This is a genomic window from Klebsiella sp. w6, from assembly GCF_033100215.1.
GTDB lineage: Bacteria > Pseudomonadota > Gammaproteobacteria > Enterobacterales > Enterobacteriaceae > Klebsiella > Klebsiella variicola.
Map to the genome: position 1 here is coordinate 5,430,751 of NZ_CP136907.1, position 18,190 is coordinate 5,448,940.

The 18,190-nt window shown below is 58.0% G+C and carries 16 protein-coding genes; 11 read left to right on the forward strand and 5 right to left on the reverse strand.

The features are described from left to right. Nucleotides 1-22 precede the first annotated feature (22 nt). From R0140_RS26395 to R0140_RS26405, 3 genes are all read left to right on the forward strand, one after another. Nucleotides 23-1,009 (forward strand): AraC family transcriptional regulator, encoded by a 987-nt coding sequence (locus R0140_RS26395; protein ID WP_162494413.1) that lies wholly within the window; start codon nucleotides 23-25, stop codon nucleotides 1,007-1,009. 205 nt (nucleotides 1,010-1,214) lie between these two features. Beyond that, nucleotides 1,215-1,877 carry a fructose-6-phosphate aldolase gene (gene fsa / locus R0140_RS26400; protein WP_012543262.1) on the forward strand — a complete coding sequence of 221 codons (663 nt, stop codon included), beginning with the start codon at nucleotides 1,215-1,217 and terminating at the stop codon, nucleotides 1,875-1,877. A 54-nt stretch (nucleotides 1,878-1,931) separates the two neighbouring features. Continuing rightward, nucleotides 1,932-3,035 carry a bifunctional L-1,2-propanediol dehydrogenase/glycerol dehydrogenase gene (locus R0140_RS26405; RefSeq protein WP_016162055.1) on the forward strand — a complete coding sequence of 368 codons (1,104 nt, stop codon included), beginning with the start codon at nucleotides 1,932-1,934 and terminating at the stop codon, nucleotides 3,033-3,035. Between the two features lie 90 nt (nucleotides 3,036-3,125). Here R0140_RS26405 and metF read toward each other — a convergent pair whose 3' ends face one another. After that, nucleotides 3,126-4,013: a methylenetetrahydrofolate reductase gene (metF, locus tag R0140_RS26410; protein WP_002882952.1), complete on the reverse strand. Its 888-nt coding sequence runs from the start codon at nucleotides 4,011-4,013 to the stop codon at nucleotides 3,126-3,128. 356 nt (nucleotides 4,014-4,369) lie between these two features. Here metF and R0140_RS26415 point away from each other — a divergent pair, with 356 nt between their 5' ends. Further along, nucleotides 4,370-5,869 (forward strand): PTS transporter subunit EIIC, encoded by a 1,500-nt coding sequence (locus R0140_RS26415; protein WP_032736927.1) that lies wholly within the window; start codon nucleotides 4,370-4,372, stop codon nucleotides 5,867-5,869. Nucleotides 5,870-5,960: 91 nt separating this feature from the next. Next, entirely contained in the window at nucleotides 5,961-6,977 is a 1,017-nt protein-coding gene (locus R0140_RS26420) for a substrate-binding domain-containing protein (protein ID WP_032731553.1), read from the forward strand. Between the two features lie 2 nt (nucleotides 6,978-6,979). Here R0140_RS26420 and R0140_RS26425 read toward each other — a convergent pair whose 3' ends face one another. Then, the gene (locus tag R0140_RS26425; RefSeq protein ID WP_049153279.1) at nucleotides 6,980-7,888 is read right to left on the reverse strand and encodes a LysR family transcriptional regulator; all 909 of its coding nucleotides are present in this window, start codon (nucleotides 7,886-7,888) and stop codon (nucleotides 6,980-6,982) included. Nucleotides 7,889-7,979: 91 nt separating this feature from the next. On the opposite strand from R0140_RS26425, the gene R0140_RS26430 reads away from it, so the two are divergent. Next, nucleotides 7,980-8,351, forward strand: coding sequence for a carboxymuconolactone decarboxylase family protein (locus R0140_RS26430; protein ID WP_008807865.1), 372 nt, complete (start codon nucleotides 7,980-7,982; stop codon nucleotides 8,349-8,351). Nucleotides 8,352-8,389: 38 nt separating this feature from the next. On the opposite strand, the gene R0140_RS26435 is transcribed toward R0140_RS26430, so the two are convergent. Continuing rightward, on the reverse strand, nucleotides 8,390-10,822 hold the full coding sequence (locus R0140_RS26435; protein ID WP_032741533.1) for a bifunctional aspartate kinase/homoserine dehydrogenase II: 2,433 nt from the start codon (nucleotides 10,820-10,822) through the stop codon (nucleotides 8,390-8,392). A gap of 2 nt (nucleotides 10,823-10,824) precedes the next feature. Continuing rightward, nucleotides 10,825-11,985, reverse strand: coding sequence for a cystathionine gamma-synthase (gene metB / locus R0140_RS26440; protein ID WP_008807867.1), 1,161 nt, complete (start codon nucleotides 11,983-11,985; stop codon nucleotides 10,825-10,827). 267 nt (nucleotides 11,986-12,252) lie between these two features. Between metB and metJ the strand changes: the two genes are divergently transcribed. Further along, complete coding sequence (metJ, locus tag R0140_RS26445; RefSeq protein ID WP_004107547.1) at nucleotides 12,253-12,570, forward strand: met regulon transcriptional regulator MetJ; 318 nt, start codon at nucleotides 12,253-12,255, stop codon at nucleotides 12,568-12,570. A gap of 102 nt (nucleotides 12,571-12,672) precedes the next feature. On the opposite strand, the gene rpmE is transcribed toward metJ, so the two are convergent. Then, entirely contained in the window at nucleotides 12,673-12,885 is a 213-nt protein-coding gene (gene rpmE / locus R0140_RS26450; protein WP_008807868.1) for a 50S ribosomal protein L31, read from the reverse strand. Between the two features lie 252 nt (nucleotides 12,886-13,137). Here rpmE and priA point away from each other — a divergent pair, with 252 nt between their 5' ends. The 4 genes from priA to hslV all read left to right on the forward strand — a co-directional run bounded on the left by priA (nucleotide 13,138) and on the right by hslV (nucleotide 18,190). Then, nucleotides 13,138-15,333, forward strand: coding sequence for a primosomal protein N' (gene priA, locus R0140_RS26455; RefSeq protein ID WP_016162052.1), 2,196 nt, complete (start codon nucleotides 13,138-13,140; stop codon nucleotides 15,331-15,333). 150 nt (nucleotides 15,334-15,483) lie between these two features. Beyond that, the gene (gene cytR, locus R0140_RS26460; RefSeq protein ID WP_004203676.1) at nucleotides 15,484-16,512 is read left to right on the forward strand and encodes a DNA-binding transcriptional regulator CytR; all 1,029 of its coding nucleotides are present in this window, start codon (nucleotides 15,484-15,486) and stop codon (nucleotides 16,510-16,512) included. 93 nt (nucleotides 16,513-16,605) lie between these two features. Then, the gene (ftsN, locus tag R0140_RS26465; RefSeq protein ID WP_071599441.1) at nucleotides 16,606-17,568 is read left to right on the forward strand and encodes a cell division protein FtsN; all 963 of its coding nucleotides are present in this window, start codon (nucleotides 16,606-16,608) and stop codon (nucleotides 17,566-17,568) included. Between the two features lie 91 nt (nucleotides 17,569-17,659). Next, nucleotides 17,660-18,190 carry an ATP-dependent protease subunit HslV gene (gene hslV / locus R0140_RS26470; RefSeq protein ID WP_002882918.1) on the forward strand — a complete coding sequence of 177 codons (531 nt, stop codon included), beginning with the start codon at nucleotides 17,660-17,662 and terminating at the stop codon, nucleotides 18,188-18,190.

Below are 18,190 nucleotides of genomic sequence, written 5' to 3' on the forward strand. Positions count from 1 at the left end.
CTCTCTCCTGAGTTTGCTATCAATGGTGACAAATTGTTACGATATAACATATCTTATCTGGGAAGCAAGCGTGACTGGCAAGCGCTTTTACCGCTGGAAAAATGTCCGGTATGATGAAAGAGGTGATGCGCTGAACGGAAGAATGATGGACAACGATATCAATCAACTTATTGATTCATTCCTAAAAAAACAGAATGGTATCGGCCGGGTCTATTTTGCCGGCGAGATGCGCTCGCCTGCTGAGCCGGTAGTGCAGGTTGATTTTCCCCGTCTGAACATCATCCTCAATGGGCAGTTGCCCGACCGGGCACTCGGCAAAAACGCCAGCCCTCTTGAGGCGAACGACGTGCTCTATATCCCTGGCGATAGCTGGAACTGCCCCCAGTGGCAGGCGCCCTGCCTGCTGTTAAGTCTCCTGTTCGATAAGCAGCGGCTGGAGTGCTCGCTGCAGCACTGGAATGGCAAGGCGATAACCGTTGTCGAAAAGCGGCAGGCGCTGCGCCGCGGGCCGCGCGTCGGTTCATTTCTGCTGCAGGCGCTCAATGAGCTCCGGATGCAGCCGCAGGAGCAGCGAACCGCCCGCAGCATTGTCGTCAGCCTGCTCAGCCACTGCCATGACCTTCTCGGCAGCCAGGCACAAACTTCTTCGCGCAGCCAGGCGCTGTTTGAGGCGATCCGCCAGTACATGGACGTCCATTACGCGGAGCCGCTGAGCCGGGAATCGGTGGCCCAGGCGTTCTATCTCTCCCCCAACTATCTTTCTCATCTGTTCCAGAAATGCGGGCCAATGGGCTTCAATGAATATCTAAACCATATTCGTCTTGAACAGGCCCGTATGCTGCTGAAGGGCCACGATATGAAAGTGAAAGATATCGCCCACGCCTGCGGCTTCGCCGACAGCAATTATTTCTGCCGCCTGTTTCGCAAAACCACCGAGCGCTCGCCGTCTGAATACCGCCGTCAGTATCATAGCCAGTTAACGGAAATATCTTCTCCGGCCAAAACCTAGATTTTTGTGTGTTAAACCTGACTTTTGTGCGCGCTTTTATTGCTGCCCAACCCCACCATCGCCGATAAATGTGATCTAAATCATCCTTAATCGTGATGCGTACATTTATCCAGTTTTTGGCAAATTTGTCATCTGGCAGTCCTTCGAACGAAAGCCGTATGCTTACCTCAACGACAATATCGAATTAAGCATTGAGGAAAACACGATGGAACTCTATCTGGATACCGCCAACGTCGCCGAAGTGGAACGCCTGGCCCGCATTTACCCGCTGGCCGGGGTAACCACCAACCCGAGCATTATCGCCGCCGGTAAAACCCCGGTATGGGACGTGCTCCCACGCCTGCAGAAAGCCATCGGTCCGGAGGGCACCCTCTTCGCGCAGACCATGAGCCGCGATGCGCTGGGCATGGTGGAAGAAGCTAAACGCCTGAGCAACGCCGTGCCGGGCATCGTGGTCAAAATCCCGGTGACCGCCGAAGGCCTCGCCGCTATCAAAATGCTGAAGAAGGAAGGCATCCCGACTCTTGGCACCGCCGTCTACAGCGCTTCGCAAGGCCTGCTGGCCGCACTGGCCGGCGCAAAGTACGTCGCGCCTTACGTTAACCGCGTTGACGCCCAGGGCGGGGACGGTATCCGCATGGTGCAGGAGCTGCAATCTCTGCTGGAAATGCATGCGCCCGAGAGCAAAGTGCTGGCGGCGAGCTTCAAAACGCCCCGTCAGGCGCTGGATTGCCTGCTGGCCGGTTGCGAAGCCATCACCCTTCCATTAGATGTAGCGCAACAAATGCTCGGCACCCCTGCGGTAGAGTCAGCCATAGAGAAGTTTGAACAGGACTGGAATAACGCCTTTGGCACGCTGAACCTGTAACCGGACCTGCGAGTCGCCTGCGGGCGGCAGCACGGTCATCGAGGAGGAATCGAAATGGATCGCATTATTCAATCACCAGGCAAATACATTCAGGGCGCAGGCGCCATCAAGCGCCTCGGCGACTATCTGAAGCCGCTGGCCGAACGCTGGCTGGTAGTCGGCGATAAGTTCGTACTGGGGTTTGCGGAAGAGATGCTGCGTAAAAGCCTGGCCGACGCTGGCCTGGCGGCCGAAATTGCGCCGTTTGGCGGCGAGTGTTCGCATAATGAAATCAATCGCCTGCGCGATATCGCCGGCAGCGCGAAGTGCACCGCCGTGCTGGGGATCGGCGGTGGTAAAACGCTGGATACCGCAAAAGCATTGGCTCACTTTATGAATGTGCCGGTGGCGATCGCCCCCACCATCGCCTCCACCGATGCGCCGTGTAGCGCGCTGTCGGTGATTTACACCGACGAAGGGGAGTTCGACAGCTACCTGATGCTGCCGCACAACCCCAACATGGTCATTGTCGATACGCAGATTGTTGCCGGTGCGCCAGCTCGCCTGCTGGCCGCCGGGATTGGCGATGCGCTGGCCACCTGGTTCGAAGCCCGCGCCTGCTCCCGCAGCGGCGCCACCACCATGGCGGGTGGGAAATGCACTCAGGCGGCGCTGGCGCTGGCCGAGCTGTGCTACAACACCTTACTTGAAGAAGGTGAAAAAGCGATGCTGGCCGCCGAACAGCACGTGGTCACCCCGGCGCTGGAGCGAGTGGTGGAAGCCAACACCTACCTGAGCGGCGTTGGTTTCGAAAGCGGCGGTCTGGCGGCGGCGCACGCGATTCATAACGGCATGACGGCCATCCCTGACGCCCACCACTATTATCACGGGGAAAAAGTGGCGTTCGGTACCCTGACGCAGCTGGTGCTGGAAAATGCGCCGGTGGACGAAATAGAGACCGTCGCCGCGCTGTGCCACAGCGTTGGGCTGCCGATCACCCTGGCGCAGCTGGATATCAAAGGTGATATCCCGACCAAAATGCGCCTGGTGGCGGAAGCCGCCTGCGCTGAAGGCGAAACCATTCACAATATGCCGGGCGGCGTCGATTCAGACCAGGTCTACGCCGCGCTGTTGGTGGCCGACCAATACGGCCAGCGCTTCCTGCAGGAATGGGAATAAACCAGAGCAAAACACCCGGTATCAGCCGGGTGTTTTTTTATGTTTATCTGCCGGACGCGTCGCCCACCGGCTGCGCGAAACGGCAAGCACTCAGGCCGGACGCACGCCCAGCGTATGGCAGATGGCGTAGCTCATCTCGGCGCGGTTCAGGGTGTAGAAGTGGAAGTCTTTTACCCCTTCCCGGCTTAAAATCTTCACCATGTCCATGGCGATATTCGCCCCCACCAGCTGACGGGTTTCGGCGTCGTTATCCAGCCCTTCGAACATTTTCGACATCCACACCGGGATACGGACGTTGGTCATATCCGCAAACTTTTTCGCCTGTTTAAAGTTGGAGACCGGCAGGATACCCGGAATGATTTCCACGTCGATGCCCGCCGAAACGCAGCGATCGCGAAAACGCAGGTAGCTTTCCACATCGAAGAAGAACTGGGTGATCGCGCGGTTGGCGCCCGCCTCGACTTTACGCTTCAGGTTCAGCAAATCCGCCTGTGCGCTTTTCGCTTCCGGATGCACTTCCGGATACGCGGCGACAGAGATATCGAAATCGCCCACCTCTTTCAGCAGCGTCACCAGATCGGCGGCATACATATCCGGTTTACCGCTGCCCGGCGGCAGGTCGCCGCGCAGGGCGACGATATGGCGAATACCGTTGTTCCAGTAATCCTGAGCGATAGTACGCAGCTCATCACGAGAGGCATCGATACAGGTCAGGTGCGGCGCTGCTTCCAGACCGGTTCGCTCTTTAATGCCTTTGATGATGCTGTGCGTGCGATCGCGCTCGCCAGAGTTCGCGCCATAGGTTACCGAAACAAACTTCGGTTTCAGACTGCTCAGGCGATCGATGGATTTCCACAGGGTTTGCTCCATTTCACTGGTGCGCGGCGGAAAGAATTCAAAAGACACATTAATCTGGCCCTGGACTTCCGCCAGGCTCTGATTCAGGGCTTCCCGCTGATTGGCGTGAAAAAAGCTCATACCTTACCTCATCAATCGCATGTAATGGCTGTTATATTGCGAACTTCTATACGTTTAGACGTCCAGATGTAAAAATGACGGAAAAGCGCGCGGGCGTCAATAGAAAAATCTGCGTAAAGAGTGAGGAATAGGCCTCTAAAATGAAAAAAATTCATCTTCCGACCAGAACTGATGCCGTGCAGGAAGAATTCGACCCGATGAAATTTGAAGCAGTTCAAAAAACCAACATCTCCCCATGATTGCCAGAGCGATTGTGATTGCAGCCGCTTATAGCTTGGTTCACATTAAGTAGAACGTTCTACTAGAACGTTCTACTTACGCAATAATGCTTATAAAATCTATTCGGGGATATCACCATGAGTCTGTGGTCAGGGTTCATAAAATCATTATCAAAACTGTCGATGATCGGCCGCGCCTTGATGCTGCCGATTTCGCTTCTCCCGGCCGCCGGCTTACTGTTGGCCTTCGGGGATAAATTCCATATGCCGCTAATGATGAACGCCGGCGGCATCATTTTTGATAACCTGCCAATGCTGTTCGCGATTGGTTCCGCTGTGGGGCTGGCATCAGAATCGGGCATCGCTGCGCTGTCGGCAGCCGTTTCCGTCTTTATCACCAACATCACCATCAGCACTGTGCTCGGCATTACCCCGGAGATGGCCTCTCAGGGCGGAAAATACGCCATGGTCGTTGGCATCCCGACGCTGCAGATGGGGGTTTTCGGCGGGCTTATCTGCGGTATTCTCGCGTCGTGGTGCTATAACCGCTTCCATGCGATGCAGTTGCCTGAATTCCTCGGTTTCTTCTCCGGTAAGCGCTTCGTGGCGATCGCCACGGCGTTTCTCTCGTTTATTCTCGGCCTGCTGTTGCCTTATGTCTGGCAACATATCCAGGCCGGTATCGACTCACTGTCGATGGTGGTGAATGGCGACAACCAGGCCGCATCGACCTTTATTTTCGGCCTCGTTGAACGGGCGCTGATCCCGCTGGGGCTGCACCACATCTGGTATCCGTCCTTCTGGTACTCTTTCGGCGATTACACCACCCAGGCAGGCCAGGTGATCCACGGCGACCAGACCATCTGGTTTAAGATGCTGGAAGAAGGGGTGAAATCCTTTAGCTCCGACAGCTACCAAAACGCCGGTAAATTTATGCAGGGGGAATTCCCGCTGATGCTGTTCGCGCTGCCGGCCGCCTGTCTGGCGATGTATCACGAAGCGCATACTAAGAATAAAAAAATCGCGGCCGGTATTCTGTTCTCCGCCGCGCTGACCTGTTTCCTGACCGGCATTACCGAGCCCGTAGAATTTACCTTTATCTTCGTGGCGCCGATCCTGTACGTCTTCAACGCCATCATGGCGGGGCTCTCGTACATGACGATGTATCTCCTGCATGCGCATATCGCTAAATCTTTCTCCGCAGGGCTTATCGACTATATCTCCTTCGGTATTCTGCCGTCGCTCAACGGCTATCAAACCCACTTCCTCAACGCGGTGATTGTTGGCGTGCCGATGGGGCTGATTTATTATTTCACCTTCCGCTTCGTTATCCGCCGTTTCGATGTGAAAACGCCGGGCCGCACCGATATCACGGTCACTGCCGACGATAAAACCGATGCGGAGCTGGCGACCGAGATCGTCAATCTTCTCGGCGGTTCACAAAATATCGATTCCGTCGGGGCCTGCATCACCCGCCTGCGCCTGGAAGTGGCTGAGCGCGATGCGGTTGATAAAGATGGCCTCAACGGCATCGGCGCGCGCGGGGTGGTCTTCGTCGGCGATAACGGCATCCAGATTATTTTTGGCGCCAGAGCGCAATTTATCGCACAAACCATGTCGGGGATGATTGGCAAATAACAAGAAGGTGTTATGGTGTGGAAATAGGCTTGCCGTGGGTAAGCCTATGTCTGCGATCTGACGGTTATACACGCGTTGTCATGGAGCGATTTTGAAGAAAGTCAGCATTATAGATGTGGCGAAACTGGCCGGCGTCTCCGTTTCGACGGTCTCGCTGGTATTACGTCAGAAAGGGAAGATCTCCGACGCGACCATCGAAAAAGTCAACGCGGCCATCCAGGAACTTGGCTATGTGCATAACGTTGCCGCCGCTAATCTCCGCGCCAACACCACCAACCTGATCGGCCTGATCCTGCGCGACTTCAACGACAGCTTTTCCATCAAGGTGATGGCGAATATCGTCCAGGAGCTCGAAAAGCAGGGCTATATGGTCATTCTCGGCCAGCCGCGCGACGATCATGACTATCTGGCCCGCTGCCTGCTGTCGTTTAAACAGCAGGGCGTCGCCGGCGTGATATATCTTGATGCCGACACCACCAGCAATGCGTTGCCCGAGGCCTTACAGGCATGTCCGCTGCCGCTGGTCGCGGTCTCGCAAACGCTGCTCACCGGCCACCATGATCAGGTGGTCCGCGATAACCGCCAGGCCGCCAGCATCGCCACCCGTTATCTGATTGAGCGCGGCCATCGTTACATTGCCTACATCGGCGGACAGGATAACGACCTGATCCGTCAGCAGCGGCTGCTTGGCTTATTCAGCACACTGGAGAAGAACGGCATGACGGTGCGGGAAGAATTTGCCCCCGCCTGCAGCGACAACACCCAGGCCGCCAGTATCGCCACCCGCCAGCTGCTGGAAAAAAATAATGCCATTACCGCCCTGCTGTGCCACTCGCCTGATGCAATGATTGGCTGCCTCAGCGGCATTCATCAGGTTGGACGCACGGTGGGAAAAGATGTCTTTCTCACTCAGCAGGTGGCGCTGGTGGGTTTCGAAGACATGATGCACGTGAATTTAACCTCGCCATCCTTCACTTACGTCTCTTCCGCCAGCGAAGAGACAGGACGTCAGGTTGCCTCGCTCATTATCCGCAAGATCAAAGAACCTGCCCTGCCGACCCAGCGCATTACCCTTTCCGGACAGCTGGTGGCTCGAGAGTCAGCCTGAGGCTAGCCAGTCGTCAGATGGTCATCCAGCAGAGGAAGCCATTGCTGCACGGATTCTGCCTGGTGAGGCGCATAGACCACGCCAAGGCTTAACGGCATGCTGTCGCCTTCAGCGACAGGACAGAACACCACCCCCTGACGCTGGATCGCGGAAAAGGACGCCGGCAGGAGGATCATGCCTTCGCCACGCGCAATACGCGCCAGCAGCACATCATGTTCGGCAGGCTCTTCCACGTAAGCGGGGGTATAACCAGCCCGGTCGAAAATACGTCGCGTGTAGTCAAAGAAATCGGGATTGCGCTCGCGTTTAAACCAGAACAGCGGCCGATGATTGAGCGCGCGTAGCGTTAACGCTGGTCTGGCGGCTTCCGGCCAGGAGGCAGGCAATGCCGCGATGAGCGGCTCCTGATACGGCAAAGGATGCAGGTGCAGCCCTTCGGTATTCAGCGGCAGCGCGACCAGCGCCGCATCGAGTTTGCCTTTGCGTACCTGCTGAGCCAGCGCCGGTGAGGCGTGGCGGGTAATATGCAACGTGCGGGTATGATCGCTCAGCGCAGATTCAACGGCGGCGAAAATGCCCTGTTCGAAGGCCGTCGTCACGCCCAGACGCAGAGACGGCGGCGAGTGGGCGGCGAGCTCACTCAATGCCGCCAGCGTGCGTTCCTGGAGCGTCAGCAGAGGTTGAATCATCTCCAGCACCTCTCTACCCGCGTCGGTCAGGATCAAGCCTTTGCTGTGGCGCTGAAACAGCGTCACCCCCAGCTGCGCTTCCAGATGGCGGATATGGCGGGTCAGCGGCGGCTGCGAGATAAATAACCGCTGCGCCGCCCGGCTGATGTTATTTTCCTCCGCCACCACGGCAAAGGCGCGCAGCAGGCGAATATCCAGGGAATGTAATCGCGAAGTTGTCATACTGAAAAGGTATCACGAAAAGGGTATTACTCAAGTCCGGCACACTTCCCTACCCTTCCTCTCAACGCTTCATCACAGAGAGGAAAAAATGATGTCCAGCGAACGTTATATCACCGGTCAGGAAATGCTGCAGCGGGTGGATGGCCACGGCGGGGAAGCCGTCGTCGACAGCCTGCAGGATATCGCCCCCGATTTCGCCCGCTATCTGATTGAGTTCCCCTTCGGCGATATTTACGCCCGGCCGGGGCTCGATTTACGCAGCCGGGAAATCGCTACTATTGCCGCGCTCACCGCGCTGGGTAACGCCGCGCCACAGCTGAAAGTACACATTGCCGCAGGATTAAATGTCGGCCTGACACAAGAGGAGATTACGGAAGTGATCATGCAGATGGCGGTCTACGCCGGATTCCCGGCGGCGCTCAACGGCCTGTTTGCCGCTAAAGCGGTTTTTGCGGCGCACTAACAAAAAAGACCAGGCAGCGCCTGGTCTTTTTCTCGGAACTACAGCAGCTGCGCCAGACGGTTAATATCCGACTGGATCGCTCCGGCGGTCACATCGCGCCCGGCGCCGGGTCCGCGGATCACCAGCGGGTTATCGCGATACCAGCGGCTTTCGATGGCGAACACGTTATCGCACGGCAGCAGCGCCGCCAGCGGGTGCTCTTCGCGTACCGCTTCCACGCCGACACGTGCTTTGCCGTTAGCATCAAAGCGCGCCACGTAGCGGAGCACCAGCCCCATCTCGCGGGCCGCCTCCAGGCGCTGCAGCATTTGCTCGTTCAGCTCTTCGCCATTTTCAAAGAAGTGATCGACCGACCCCTCTTCGCAGTGGACAGGGACCAGTGATTCCACACGGACCTGATCCGGTTCGATGTCATAACCCGCTTCCCGCGCGAGGATCACCAGCTTACGCATCACATCCTTACCGGACAGATCGACGCGCGGATCCGGCTCGGTCAGCCCCTGCTGCCAGGCCTGATCCACCAGGTCGGTGAACGGCACGGTGCCATCAAACTGCAGGAACAGCCAGGAGAGCGTTCCCGAGAAGATACCGCTCAGACCGAGGATGGTATCGCCGCTGTCGATCAGATCGCGCACGGTATGGTTCACCGGCAAACCCGCGCCAACCGTAGCGTTATACAGCCAGTGGCGACCCGTCTTCTCAAACGCGTCGTGGATCTGGCGATATTTATCACTGCTGCTGGCGCCCGCCAGCTTGTTGGCGCTGATCACGTGGAAGCCATGGCTGGCGAAATCAAGGTACTGGTCGGCCAGCTGTTCGCTGGCGGTGACGTCCAGTACCACTAAATCATCGTACGGATGCGCGCGCATCCACAGGAACAGCGACTCTTCATCCTGCTCCACCGCTTCATCGTTGAAGAAGGCCAGCGCCCGGCTGGCATCCAGCCCGTCGTAGTTCAGCAGGCTGCGTTTACTGTCGACTACGCCGGCGAGAACAAACTCGAAGCCAGTGCGCGCCGACAGCGTAGTTTGTTCACGGGCAAACAGCTCCAGCCAGCGGGAGCCAATGTTCCCTTTGCCGAACAGCATCAGGCCAATACGCTTCTCTGCACGAAACAAGGTCTGATGCAGACCCTGGATCAGGCTTTCCGTTGGTCCGGCGCGCAACACGGCTACCAGACTGATCCCCTCTTCGGACTGCCAGGTGAACTCCACCGGTTGCCCTTTCAGTTGCTGCCAGAAACGATGGCAGTGCAGTGGGTTACGGGTGACACCCGCGCCCACCATCGCCACCAGCGCCAGCTTCTGACGCAGACGCAGCTCGCCCGGCAGACCCGCTTCATCGAGCAGCTTCAGCGCGCTGTCGGCGACCTCGGAGGTATAGCAGAACTGCAGCAGCTTACGGTCGGCATGGACGCCAACGGCTAACGGGCGCAGCTGGGCGCGTTTGAGCAGGGCGTCCAGCTCTTTATGCGCCAGTTTGAAATCATGGCTGGCCGGCACCTGGAACTCCACCAGACAGACGTCATCATGGCTGGTGACAATCCGCGCGCCAGTACCCGAAGCCAGCACGCGCTCAATGCGCGTAGAACCCTGTTCCGGCGTATAGCTGCAACGTAACTGCAGATCGATATCGCTGGCGGACACCGGCTGCAGCGTGCGGGCGTGGAGCACTGGAGCGGCCAGACGCGCCAGCTCGCTGGCTTCATCCAGACGCAGCAGCGGCAGCAGACAGGCATCTTTGACCTTACGCGGATCCGCGCTGTACACCCCGGCGACATCACTCCAGATGGTGACGCGAGAGGCGCCCGCCAGCGCACCGATCTGCGTGGCGGAGTAGTCAGACCCGTTACGGCCCAGCAGGACGGTTTCCCCGGCCTGGTTGCGGGAGATAAAGCCGGTCACCACCAGACGCTTATTAGGATGTTGCGCCATCAGCTGTTGCAGCAGTGGATAAGATAATCCTTCATCCACCTGCGGCTGCGCGGCGCGTTCCGCACGCAGGAAAGCGCGCGCGTCCAGCCAGGCCGCTTCCATACCCAGTTGGTTAAGAACCGCCGCCATCAGGCGTGCGGACCAGACTTCACCATGGCCGACCACTTCCGCATAAACCGCTTCGGTAACCCCGCCATCAAGCAGCCCTGCCAGACGCTCAAGGTCATGGATGAAGGCGGCAATTAACGTGTCAGCCGCCGCCGGCTCCACCAGACCGCCAATCAGCTCGGTCTGATAACGGCGAAGCGACTGCTGAACCTGATGCGCAGCAAGGCGATCGCTCTGGCTAAGTTTAAGCCAGCTGATCAGCTGGTTGGTGGTGCTGCCAGCGGCGGAGACAACCATCATGTCGCCCGCCTGCGAATATTCCTTCATGATCCCCGCGACGCGCAGGTAACATTTCGCATCCGCTAAACTACTCCCACCAAATTTGTGCAGCTGACGACCCTTCGCCCCTGCCTGCGCAATCACACTCATTTTTATTCCTCGTTTGCTGCCCGGAAGCCATTTTCCAGGTCGGCAATTAAATCTTCACCATCTTCAATACCGGTTGAAATACGCAGAAGCGTTTCTGAAATTCCGGCGGCGGCACGCGCTTCAGGCGCCATGCCGGCATGCGTCATCGTTGCCGCATGGGAAATCAGGCTTTCAACGCCCCCCAGCGATTCCGCCAGTGTAAACAGCGACAGCCCGCTCAGGAAACGGCGCAGCGTCTGCTCGTCACCGTCCAGCTCGAAGCTTAACATTGCGCCAAAACCTTTTTGCTGACGCGCCGCAATTTCATGCCCCTGGTTTTCCGGCAGCGACGGATGATACAGCTTTTTCACCAGCGGCTGGGTTTTCAGATACTCAACAATCGCCAGGGCATTACGCTGCGCCACCTCCATACGCGGAGACAGCGTCCGCAGACCGCGCAGCAGCAAATAGCTGTCGAACGCGCCGCCGGTGACGCCAATATTATTCGCCCACCATGCCAGTTCGGTGACAGTCGCCGGATCGTTGGCAATCACCACCCCCGCAACCACATCGGAGTGGCCATTCAGGTATTTAGTACAGGAATGCAACACCAGGTCGGCGCCCAGCGCCAGCGGGTTTTGCAGCGCCGGGCTCAGGAAGGTGTTGTCCACCACGCTCACCGCGCCTGCCTCACGCGCCAGACCACAGATTTTCGCAATATCCACCACCCGCAGCAATGGATTACTTGGGCTTTCAACCAGCACCAGCTTCGGTTTTTCCGCCAATGCCGCCCGCAGCGCCTGCTCATCATTTTGATCGACGAACTGGACGCGATAACAGCCGCGCTTCGCCAGGCTGTCGAACAGACGGTAGCTGCCGCCGTAGCAGTCGTGCGGCGCCACCAGCAGATCGCCCGGCTTAAGGAACACCGTCGTCACCAGCAGGATCGCCGACATACCGGTATTGGTCAGCACCGCGCCGGCGCCACCTTCCAGCTCCGCTAAGGCGCGCTGCACCACATCACGCGTCGGGTTGCCGCGGCGGGAGTAGTCGTGGGCGCGAGGTTCATTAAAGCCGGTGAAGTTATAGGTACTGGAAAGGTGGATCGGCGGGACAACGCAACCGTACTGCTCGTCGTCATTTAAACCGCTACGCACTGCGATGGTGGCCTGTTTACGCGTCATGTTGGGAAGTTCCTGGGCTGAATCGGTGAAAAGTCAGGCTCCAGAGTAAACATTGTCACAATAGACGTCAATACATCTGGACATCTAAACTTCTTTGCGTATAGATTGAGCAAAGTGCAAATAGCCGTTAAAATTATATGCATTAGCGCACGTCGGTAGCGGCTTATCTCATGTTAGAAAGCGCGCTCATACGGTAAACTACGCGCAATTATAGCCCGGGCGGAATATTCTGGCCCTTCACTAATAAACAGAGGATTAAGGTATCTCATGGCTGAATGGAGCGGCGAATATATCAGCCCATACGCTGAGCACGGTAAGAAGAGTGAGCAAGTAAAGAAAATTACGGTTTCCATTCCTCTGAAGGTGTTAAAAATCCTCACCGATGAACGCACGCGTCGTCAGGTGAACAACCTGCGTCACGCGACCAACAGCGAGCTGCTGTGCGAAGCGTTCCTGCATGCCTTTACCGGACAACCGTTGCCTAACGATGAAGACCTGCGTAAAGAGCGCAGCGATGAGATCCCGGAAGCGGCGAAAGAGATTATGCGTGAACTGGGGATCGACCCGGATACGTGGGAATACTGAGTTGATAAAAAGGGCGGAAGCAATCTTCCGCCCTTTTTTGTGTCCCGCGCAGGCTGGCGAGAGGCACAAAAAAGCCGCCCTGAGGCGGCTTTTTCTGGCAACTTACTTGCTGCCCGGGATGCTGAAGCGCTTGTTGAAGCGGTCAACACGGCCACCGGTAGCAACATCACGCTGTTTGCCGGTGAAGAACGGGTGGCATTTACCGCACACGTCGAGGTTCAGGTCGTGACCAACGGTGGAACGGATTTTCATGACATTACCGCAAGAACAGGTAGCAGTAATTTCTTCGTATTTTGGGTGAATACCTTTTTTCATGGGAGAACCTCAGTTAAGGCCGCGTCGCTCTTCCAGCCCTAACGCCAGACACCACGCGATATTAATAATTTCCCGTCGTCTTCCACGCTGCTGACAGCGCGAAGCGTACGGTAATGGTCAATCTCCAATGCGGTATAAAGTGCATTGAAGGCGGCGAATCATACAGAATTTGACCAGCATATGCAAACTGATCCGCGCCGCCTTATCGTAATGTGTATACTATCCCGCCAGATTTCAAGTCAGGAAGATGACATGCCCGTCGCCCACGTTGCCCTACCCGTTCCGCTACCGCGCACCTTTGACTATCTGCTGCCTGATGGCATGACGGTCAAAGCGGGCTGTCGGGTGCGGGTGCCGTTCGGCAAACAGGAGCGGATCGGCATTGTCGCGGCGGTGAGCGAGCGCAGCGAGCTGCCGCTGGATGAACTCAAACCGGTCGCCGAAGCGCTGGACGACGAGCCGGTCTTCTCTGGCACCGTCTGGCGACTGCTGATGTGGGCGGCTGAGTATTACCATCATCCGATTGGCGATGTGCTGTTCCATGCGCTGCCCATTCTGCTGCGCCAGGGCAAACCCGCCAGCGCGACGCCGCTGTGGTACTGGTTCGCCACCGAGCAGGGGCAGGCTGTCGACCTCAACGGTCTGAAACGCTCCCCAAAGCAGCAGCAGGCGCTGGCGGCGCTGCGCCAGGGAAAGATCTGGCGTCATCAGGTTAGCGAACTGGAATTTAATGAAGCGGCGCTGCAGGCGCTGCGTGGCAAAGGGCTGGCGGAGCTGGCCTGTGAAGCGCCCGTCCTCACCGACTGGCGCAGCACGTATTCGGTTGCCGGCGAGCGCCTGCGTCTGAATACCGAACAGGCCACCGCCGTCGGGGCGATCCACAGCGCTGCCGATCGCTTCTCCGCCTGGCTACTGGCAGGCATCACAGGCTCAGGGAAAACGGAAGTCTACTTGAGCGTGCTGGAGAATGTACTGGCGCAGGGGCGCCAGGCGCTGGTGATGGTGCCGGAGATCGGCCTGACGCCGCAAACTATCGCCCGTTTTCGCCAGCGCTTTAATGCGCCGGTGGAAGTGCTGCACTCCGGACTCAATGACAGCGAACGTCTCTCGGCCTGGCTGAAGGCGAAAAACGGCGAAGCGGCCATTGTGATAGGCACTCGCTCCTCGCTGTTTACGCCGTTTAAAGATCTCGGCGTCATCGTCATCGACGAAGAGCATGACAGCTCCTACAAACAGCAGGAAGGCTGGCGCTACCACGCCCGCGACCTGGCGGTATGGCGCGCTCACAGCGAACAGATCCCGATTATTCTCGGCTCGGCGACGCCGGCGCTGGAGACCCTGCACAACGTCCGCCAGGGCAAATATCGGCAGTTAACCTTAAGCAAACGCGCGGGCAACGCGCGTCCAGCCCAGCAGCACGTGCTCGACCTGAAAGGACAGGTGCTGCAGGCGGGTCTGTCACCCGCGCTGATCAACCGCATGCGCCAGCATCTGCAGGCGGATAACCAGGTGATCCTGTTTCTTAACCGCCGCGGCTTTGCGCCGGCGCTGCTGTGCCACGACTGCGGCTGGATCGCGGAGTGCCCGCGCTGCGACAGCTACTATACGTTGCACCAGGCGCAGCACCATCTGCGCTGCCACCATTGCGACAGTCAGCGCCCTGTCCCGCGCCAGTGCCCTTCCTGCGGTTCCACACATCTGGTGCCGGTGGGTATCGGCACCGAGCAACTGGAGCAGTCCCTGACGCCGCTGTTCCCTGGCGTGCCTATCTCGCGTATCGACCGCGATACCACCAGCCGTAAAGGGGCGCTTGAGGAACATCTCGCCGCAGTCCACCGCGGCGGCGCGCGCATTTTGATCGGCACCCAAATGCTGGCCAAAGGCCACCACTTTCCGGACGTGACCCTCGTCTCCCTGCTGGACGTCGACGGGGCGCTATTTTCCGCTGATTTCCGCTCCGCAGAGCGTTTCGCTCAGCTCTATACCCAGGTCTCCGGACGAGCGGGCCGGGCAGGAAAACAGGGCGAAGTGATCCTGCAAACCCACCATCCGGAGCATCCTCTGCTGCAGACCCTGCTGTATAAAGGCTACGACGCCTTTGCCGAGCAGGCGCTGGCCGAACGCCAGACGATGCAGCTACCGCCGTGGACCAGTCACGTGTTGATACGTGCTGAAGACCATAACAACCAGCAGGCGCCGCTGTTTTTACAGCAGTTACGTAATCTCTTGCAGGCCAGCCCGCTGGCCGACGATAAACTGTGGGTGCTCGGTCCGGTTCCGGCGCTGGCGCCGAAGCGCGGCGGCCGCTGGCGCTGGCAAATATTGCTGCAGCACCCTTCGCGGGTGCGCCTGCAGCACATCGTCAGCGGTACGCTGGCGTTAATCAATACGCTACCGGAGGCGAGAAAAGTGAAATGGGTGCTGGATGTCGATCCTATTGAAGGGTAAGGCTTCTCTTGCGAGCCGGATCGAAAAATTCAACAAGCATCACGTTTTTCATGAAAATTCTGTAACTCACTGCCGCGACTATCTGATAAAAATGATGCAGCAGTTAGCGCGCAAGGGAAATGTCAGCGCCATTCAGCGAGGAGAAACCAGGTGAAGCCCAAAAAACAAGTGGTTGCCGCCACCATGAAAGACGTCGCCCTCAAGGCAAACGTTTCCACGGCAACCGTGTCCCGAGCGTTGATGAACCCTGATAAGGTGTCGCAAGCCACCCGTAACCGGGTCGAGCAGGCGGCGCTGGAAGTCGGCTATTTACCGCAGTCGCTCGGGCGAAATATGAAGCGCAACGAATCGCGGACGATCCTCGTGATCGTGCCGGATATCTGCGATCCCTTTTTTAGTGAAGTCATCCGCGGAATTGAAGTCACGGCCGCCGAGCACGGTTATCTGGTGTTAATCGGCGATTGCGCCCACCAGAACCAGAAAGAAAAAACCTTTATTGACCTTATTATCACCAAGCAGATCGACGGCATGGTGCTGCTCAGCTCGCGCCTGCCGTTCGACGCCAGCGTGGAAGAGCAGCGCAATTTGCCGCCGATGGTCATGTCGAACGAATTCGCGCCGGAGCTGGAGTTACCCACCGTCCACATCGATAACCTGACGGCGGCCTTTAACGCGGTGAACTATCTTCATGAGCTGGGACACCAGCGTATTGGCTGTATCGCCGGCCCGGAAGATATGCCGCTGTGCCATTATCGCCTGCAGGGTTATGTGCAGGCGCTGCGCCGCAGCGGTATCACCGTCGATCCGCACTATATCGCTCGCGGCAATTTTACCTTTGAAGCCGGCGCCAATGCGCTGGAGCAGCTGCTGTCACAGCCGGTGCCGCCCACCGCGGTCTTCTGCCATAGTGATGTGATGGCGCTGGGCGCCTTGTCGCTGGCGAAACGCCGCGGCCTGAAGGTGCCGGACGACCTGTCGATTGTCGGCTTCGATAACATCGCGTTGTCTGAATTTTGCGATCCGCCGTTGACTACCGTTTCACAGCCGCGTTTTGATATCGGCCGTGAAGGAATGCTGCTATTACTTGAGCAAATGCAGGGTCATAATGTGAACAGCGGCTCGCGTCTGCTCGATTGCGAACTGATCGTTCGCGGCAGTACGCAAAAAATCAGACGATAACCATCAGGCTTTCGGGCCTGCTCTTCTGGTCAAAGGCCCGCCGCTTAAGTAACATGGCGGGCTGACGAACAAATATAAGACAGCGAAACGATAGTGGCACAACGAGATTATGTACGCCGCAGCCAACCGGCTTCTTCGCGGCGCAAAAAGAGCACTACCCGAAGCTCAAGGAATAAGCAAAGCAGCCTTCCGGCGATTTCACCGGCGATGGTGGCGATCGCGGCGGCGGTGCTGGTGGCCTTTATCGGTGGACTTTATTTCATTACGCACCATAAGAAAGAAGAAGCGGAAGCGATGCAAAATCGCCAGGCCGCCGGTAACGGCTTGCCGCCAAAACCGGAAGAGCGCTGGCGCTATATCAAAGAGCTGGAAAGCCGCCAGCCTGGCGTCCGCGCGCCGACCGAACCGACCGCCGGTGGCGAGGTGATGAAACCGGAACAGCTGACCGACGAGCAGCGCCAGCTGCTCGCCCAGATGCAGGCCGATATGCGCCAGCAGCCGACCCAGCTGACCGAAGTGCCGTGGAACGAACAAACCCCGGCACAGCGCCAGCAGACGCTGCAGCGTCAGCGTTTAGCACAGCAGCAACAGCAGGCGCAACAGCAGCAGTGGGCGCAAACTCAGCCGCAGGCCGTGCAGCAGCAGCCGCGCGTCCAGCAGCCGAAGCCGGTGCAACAGCAACAGCCGAAGCAGACCGCGTCGAACCAGCAGCCGTACCAGGATCTGCTGCAGACGCCGGCGCATACCAATACCACGCAGCCACGTACGCAGGCCGCCGCGCCGGTAACCCGCGTGGAGGAAGCGCCGAAAGCCGCCGAGAAGAAAGACGATCGTAGCTGGATGATCCAGTGCGGCTCCTTTAAAGGCGCCGAGCAGGCCGAAACCGTCCGCGCTCAGCTGGCTTTTGAAGGGTTTGCTTCACATATCACCACCAACAACGGCTGGAACCGCGTAGTCATTGGCCCGCTGAAAGGCAAAGAAAGCGCCAACGAGATGATCACCCGTCTGAAGATGGCCGGACACGCGAACTGCATTCGTCTCGCCGCCAGGGGTTGAAACCCTCAAAATCCCCCCCATCTATAATTGCATTCGGCCCCGCGGACAGCGCGGGGCCCCTGTTCCGCTTTTGCAACCAAGGGGTCTGCTCGTGACTACAATTGTAAGTGTTCGCCGTAACGGCCATGTTGTTATTGCCGGTGATGGCCAGGCCACGCTGGGCAACACCGTGATGAAGGGCAACGTGAAGAAAGTGCGTCGTCTGTATAACGACAAAGTGATTGCCGGTTTTGCTGGCGGCACCGCTGACGCCTTCACGCTGTTCGAACTGTTTGAACGTAAACTGGAAATGCACCAGGGCCATCTGGTGAAGGCCGCCGTTGAGCTGGCTAAAGACTGGCGAACCGATCGGATGTTGCGCAAGCTGGAAGCGCTGCTGGCCGTCGCGGACGAAAACGCGTCGCTTATCATCACCGGTAACGGCGACGTGGTACAGCCAGAAAACGATTTGATTGCTATCGGCTCCGGCGGTCCTTACGCCCAGGCCGCGGCCCGCGCGCTGTTGGAAAACACCGATATGGGCGCGCGCGACATCGCCGAGAAAGCGTTGGATATTGCAGGTGATATCTGCATCTATACCAACCATTTCCACACCATCGAAGAATTACCTTCTAAAGCGTAA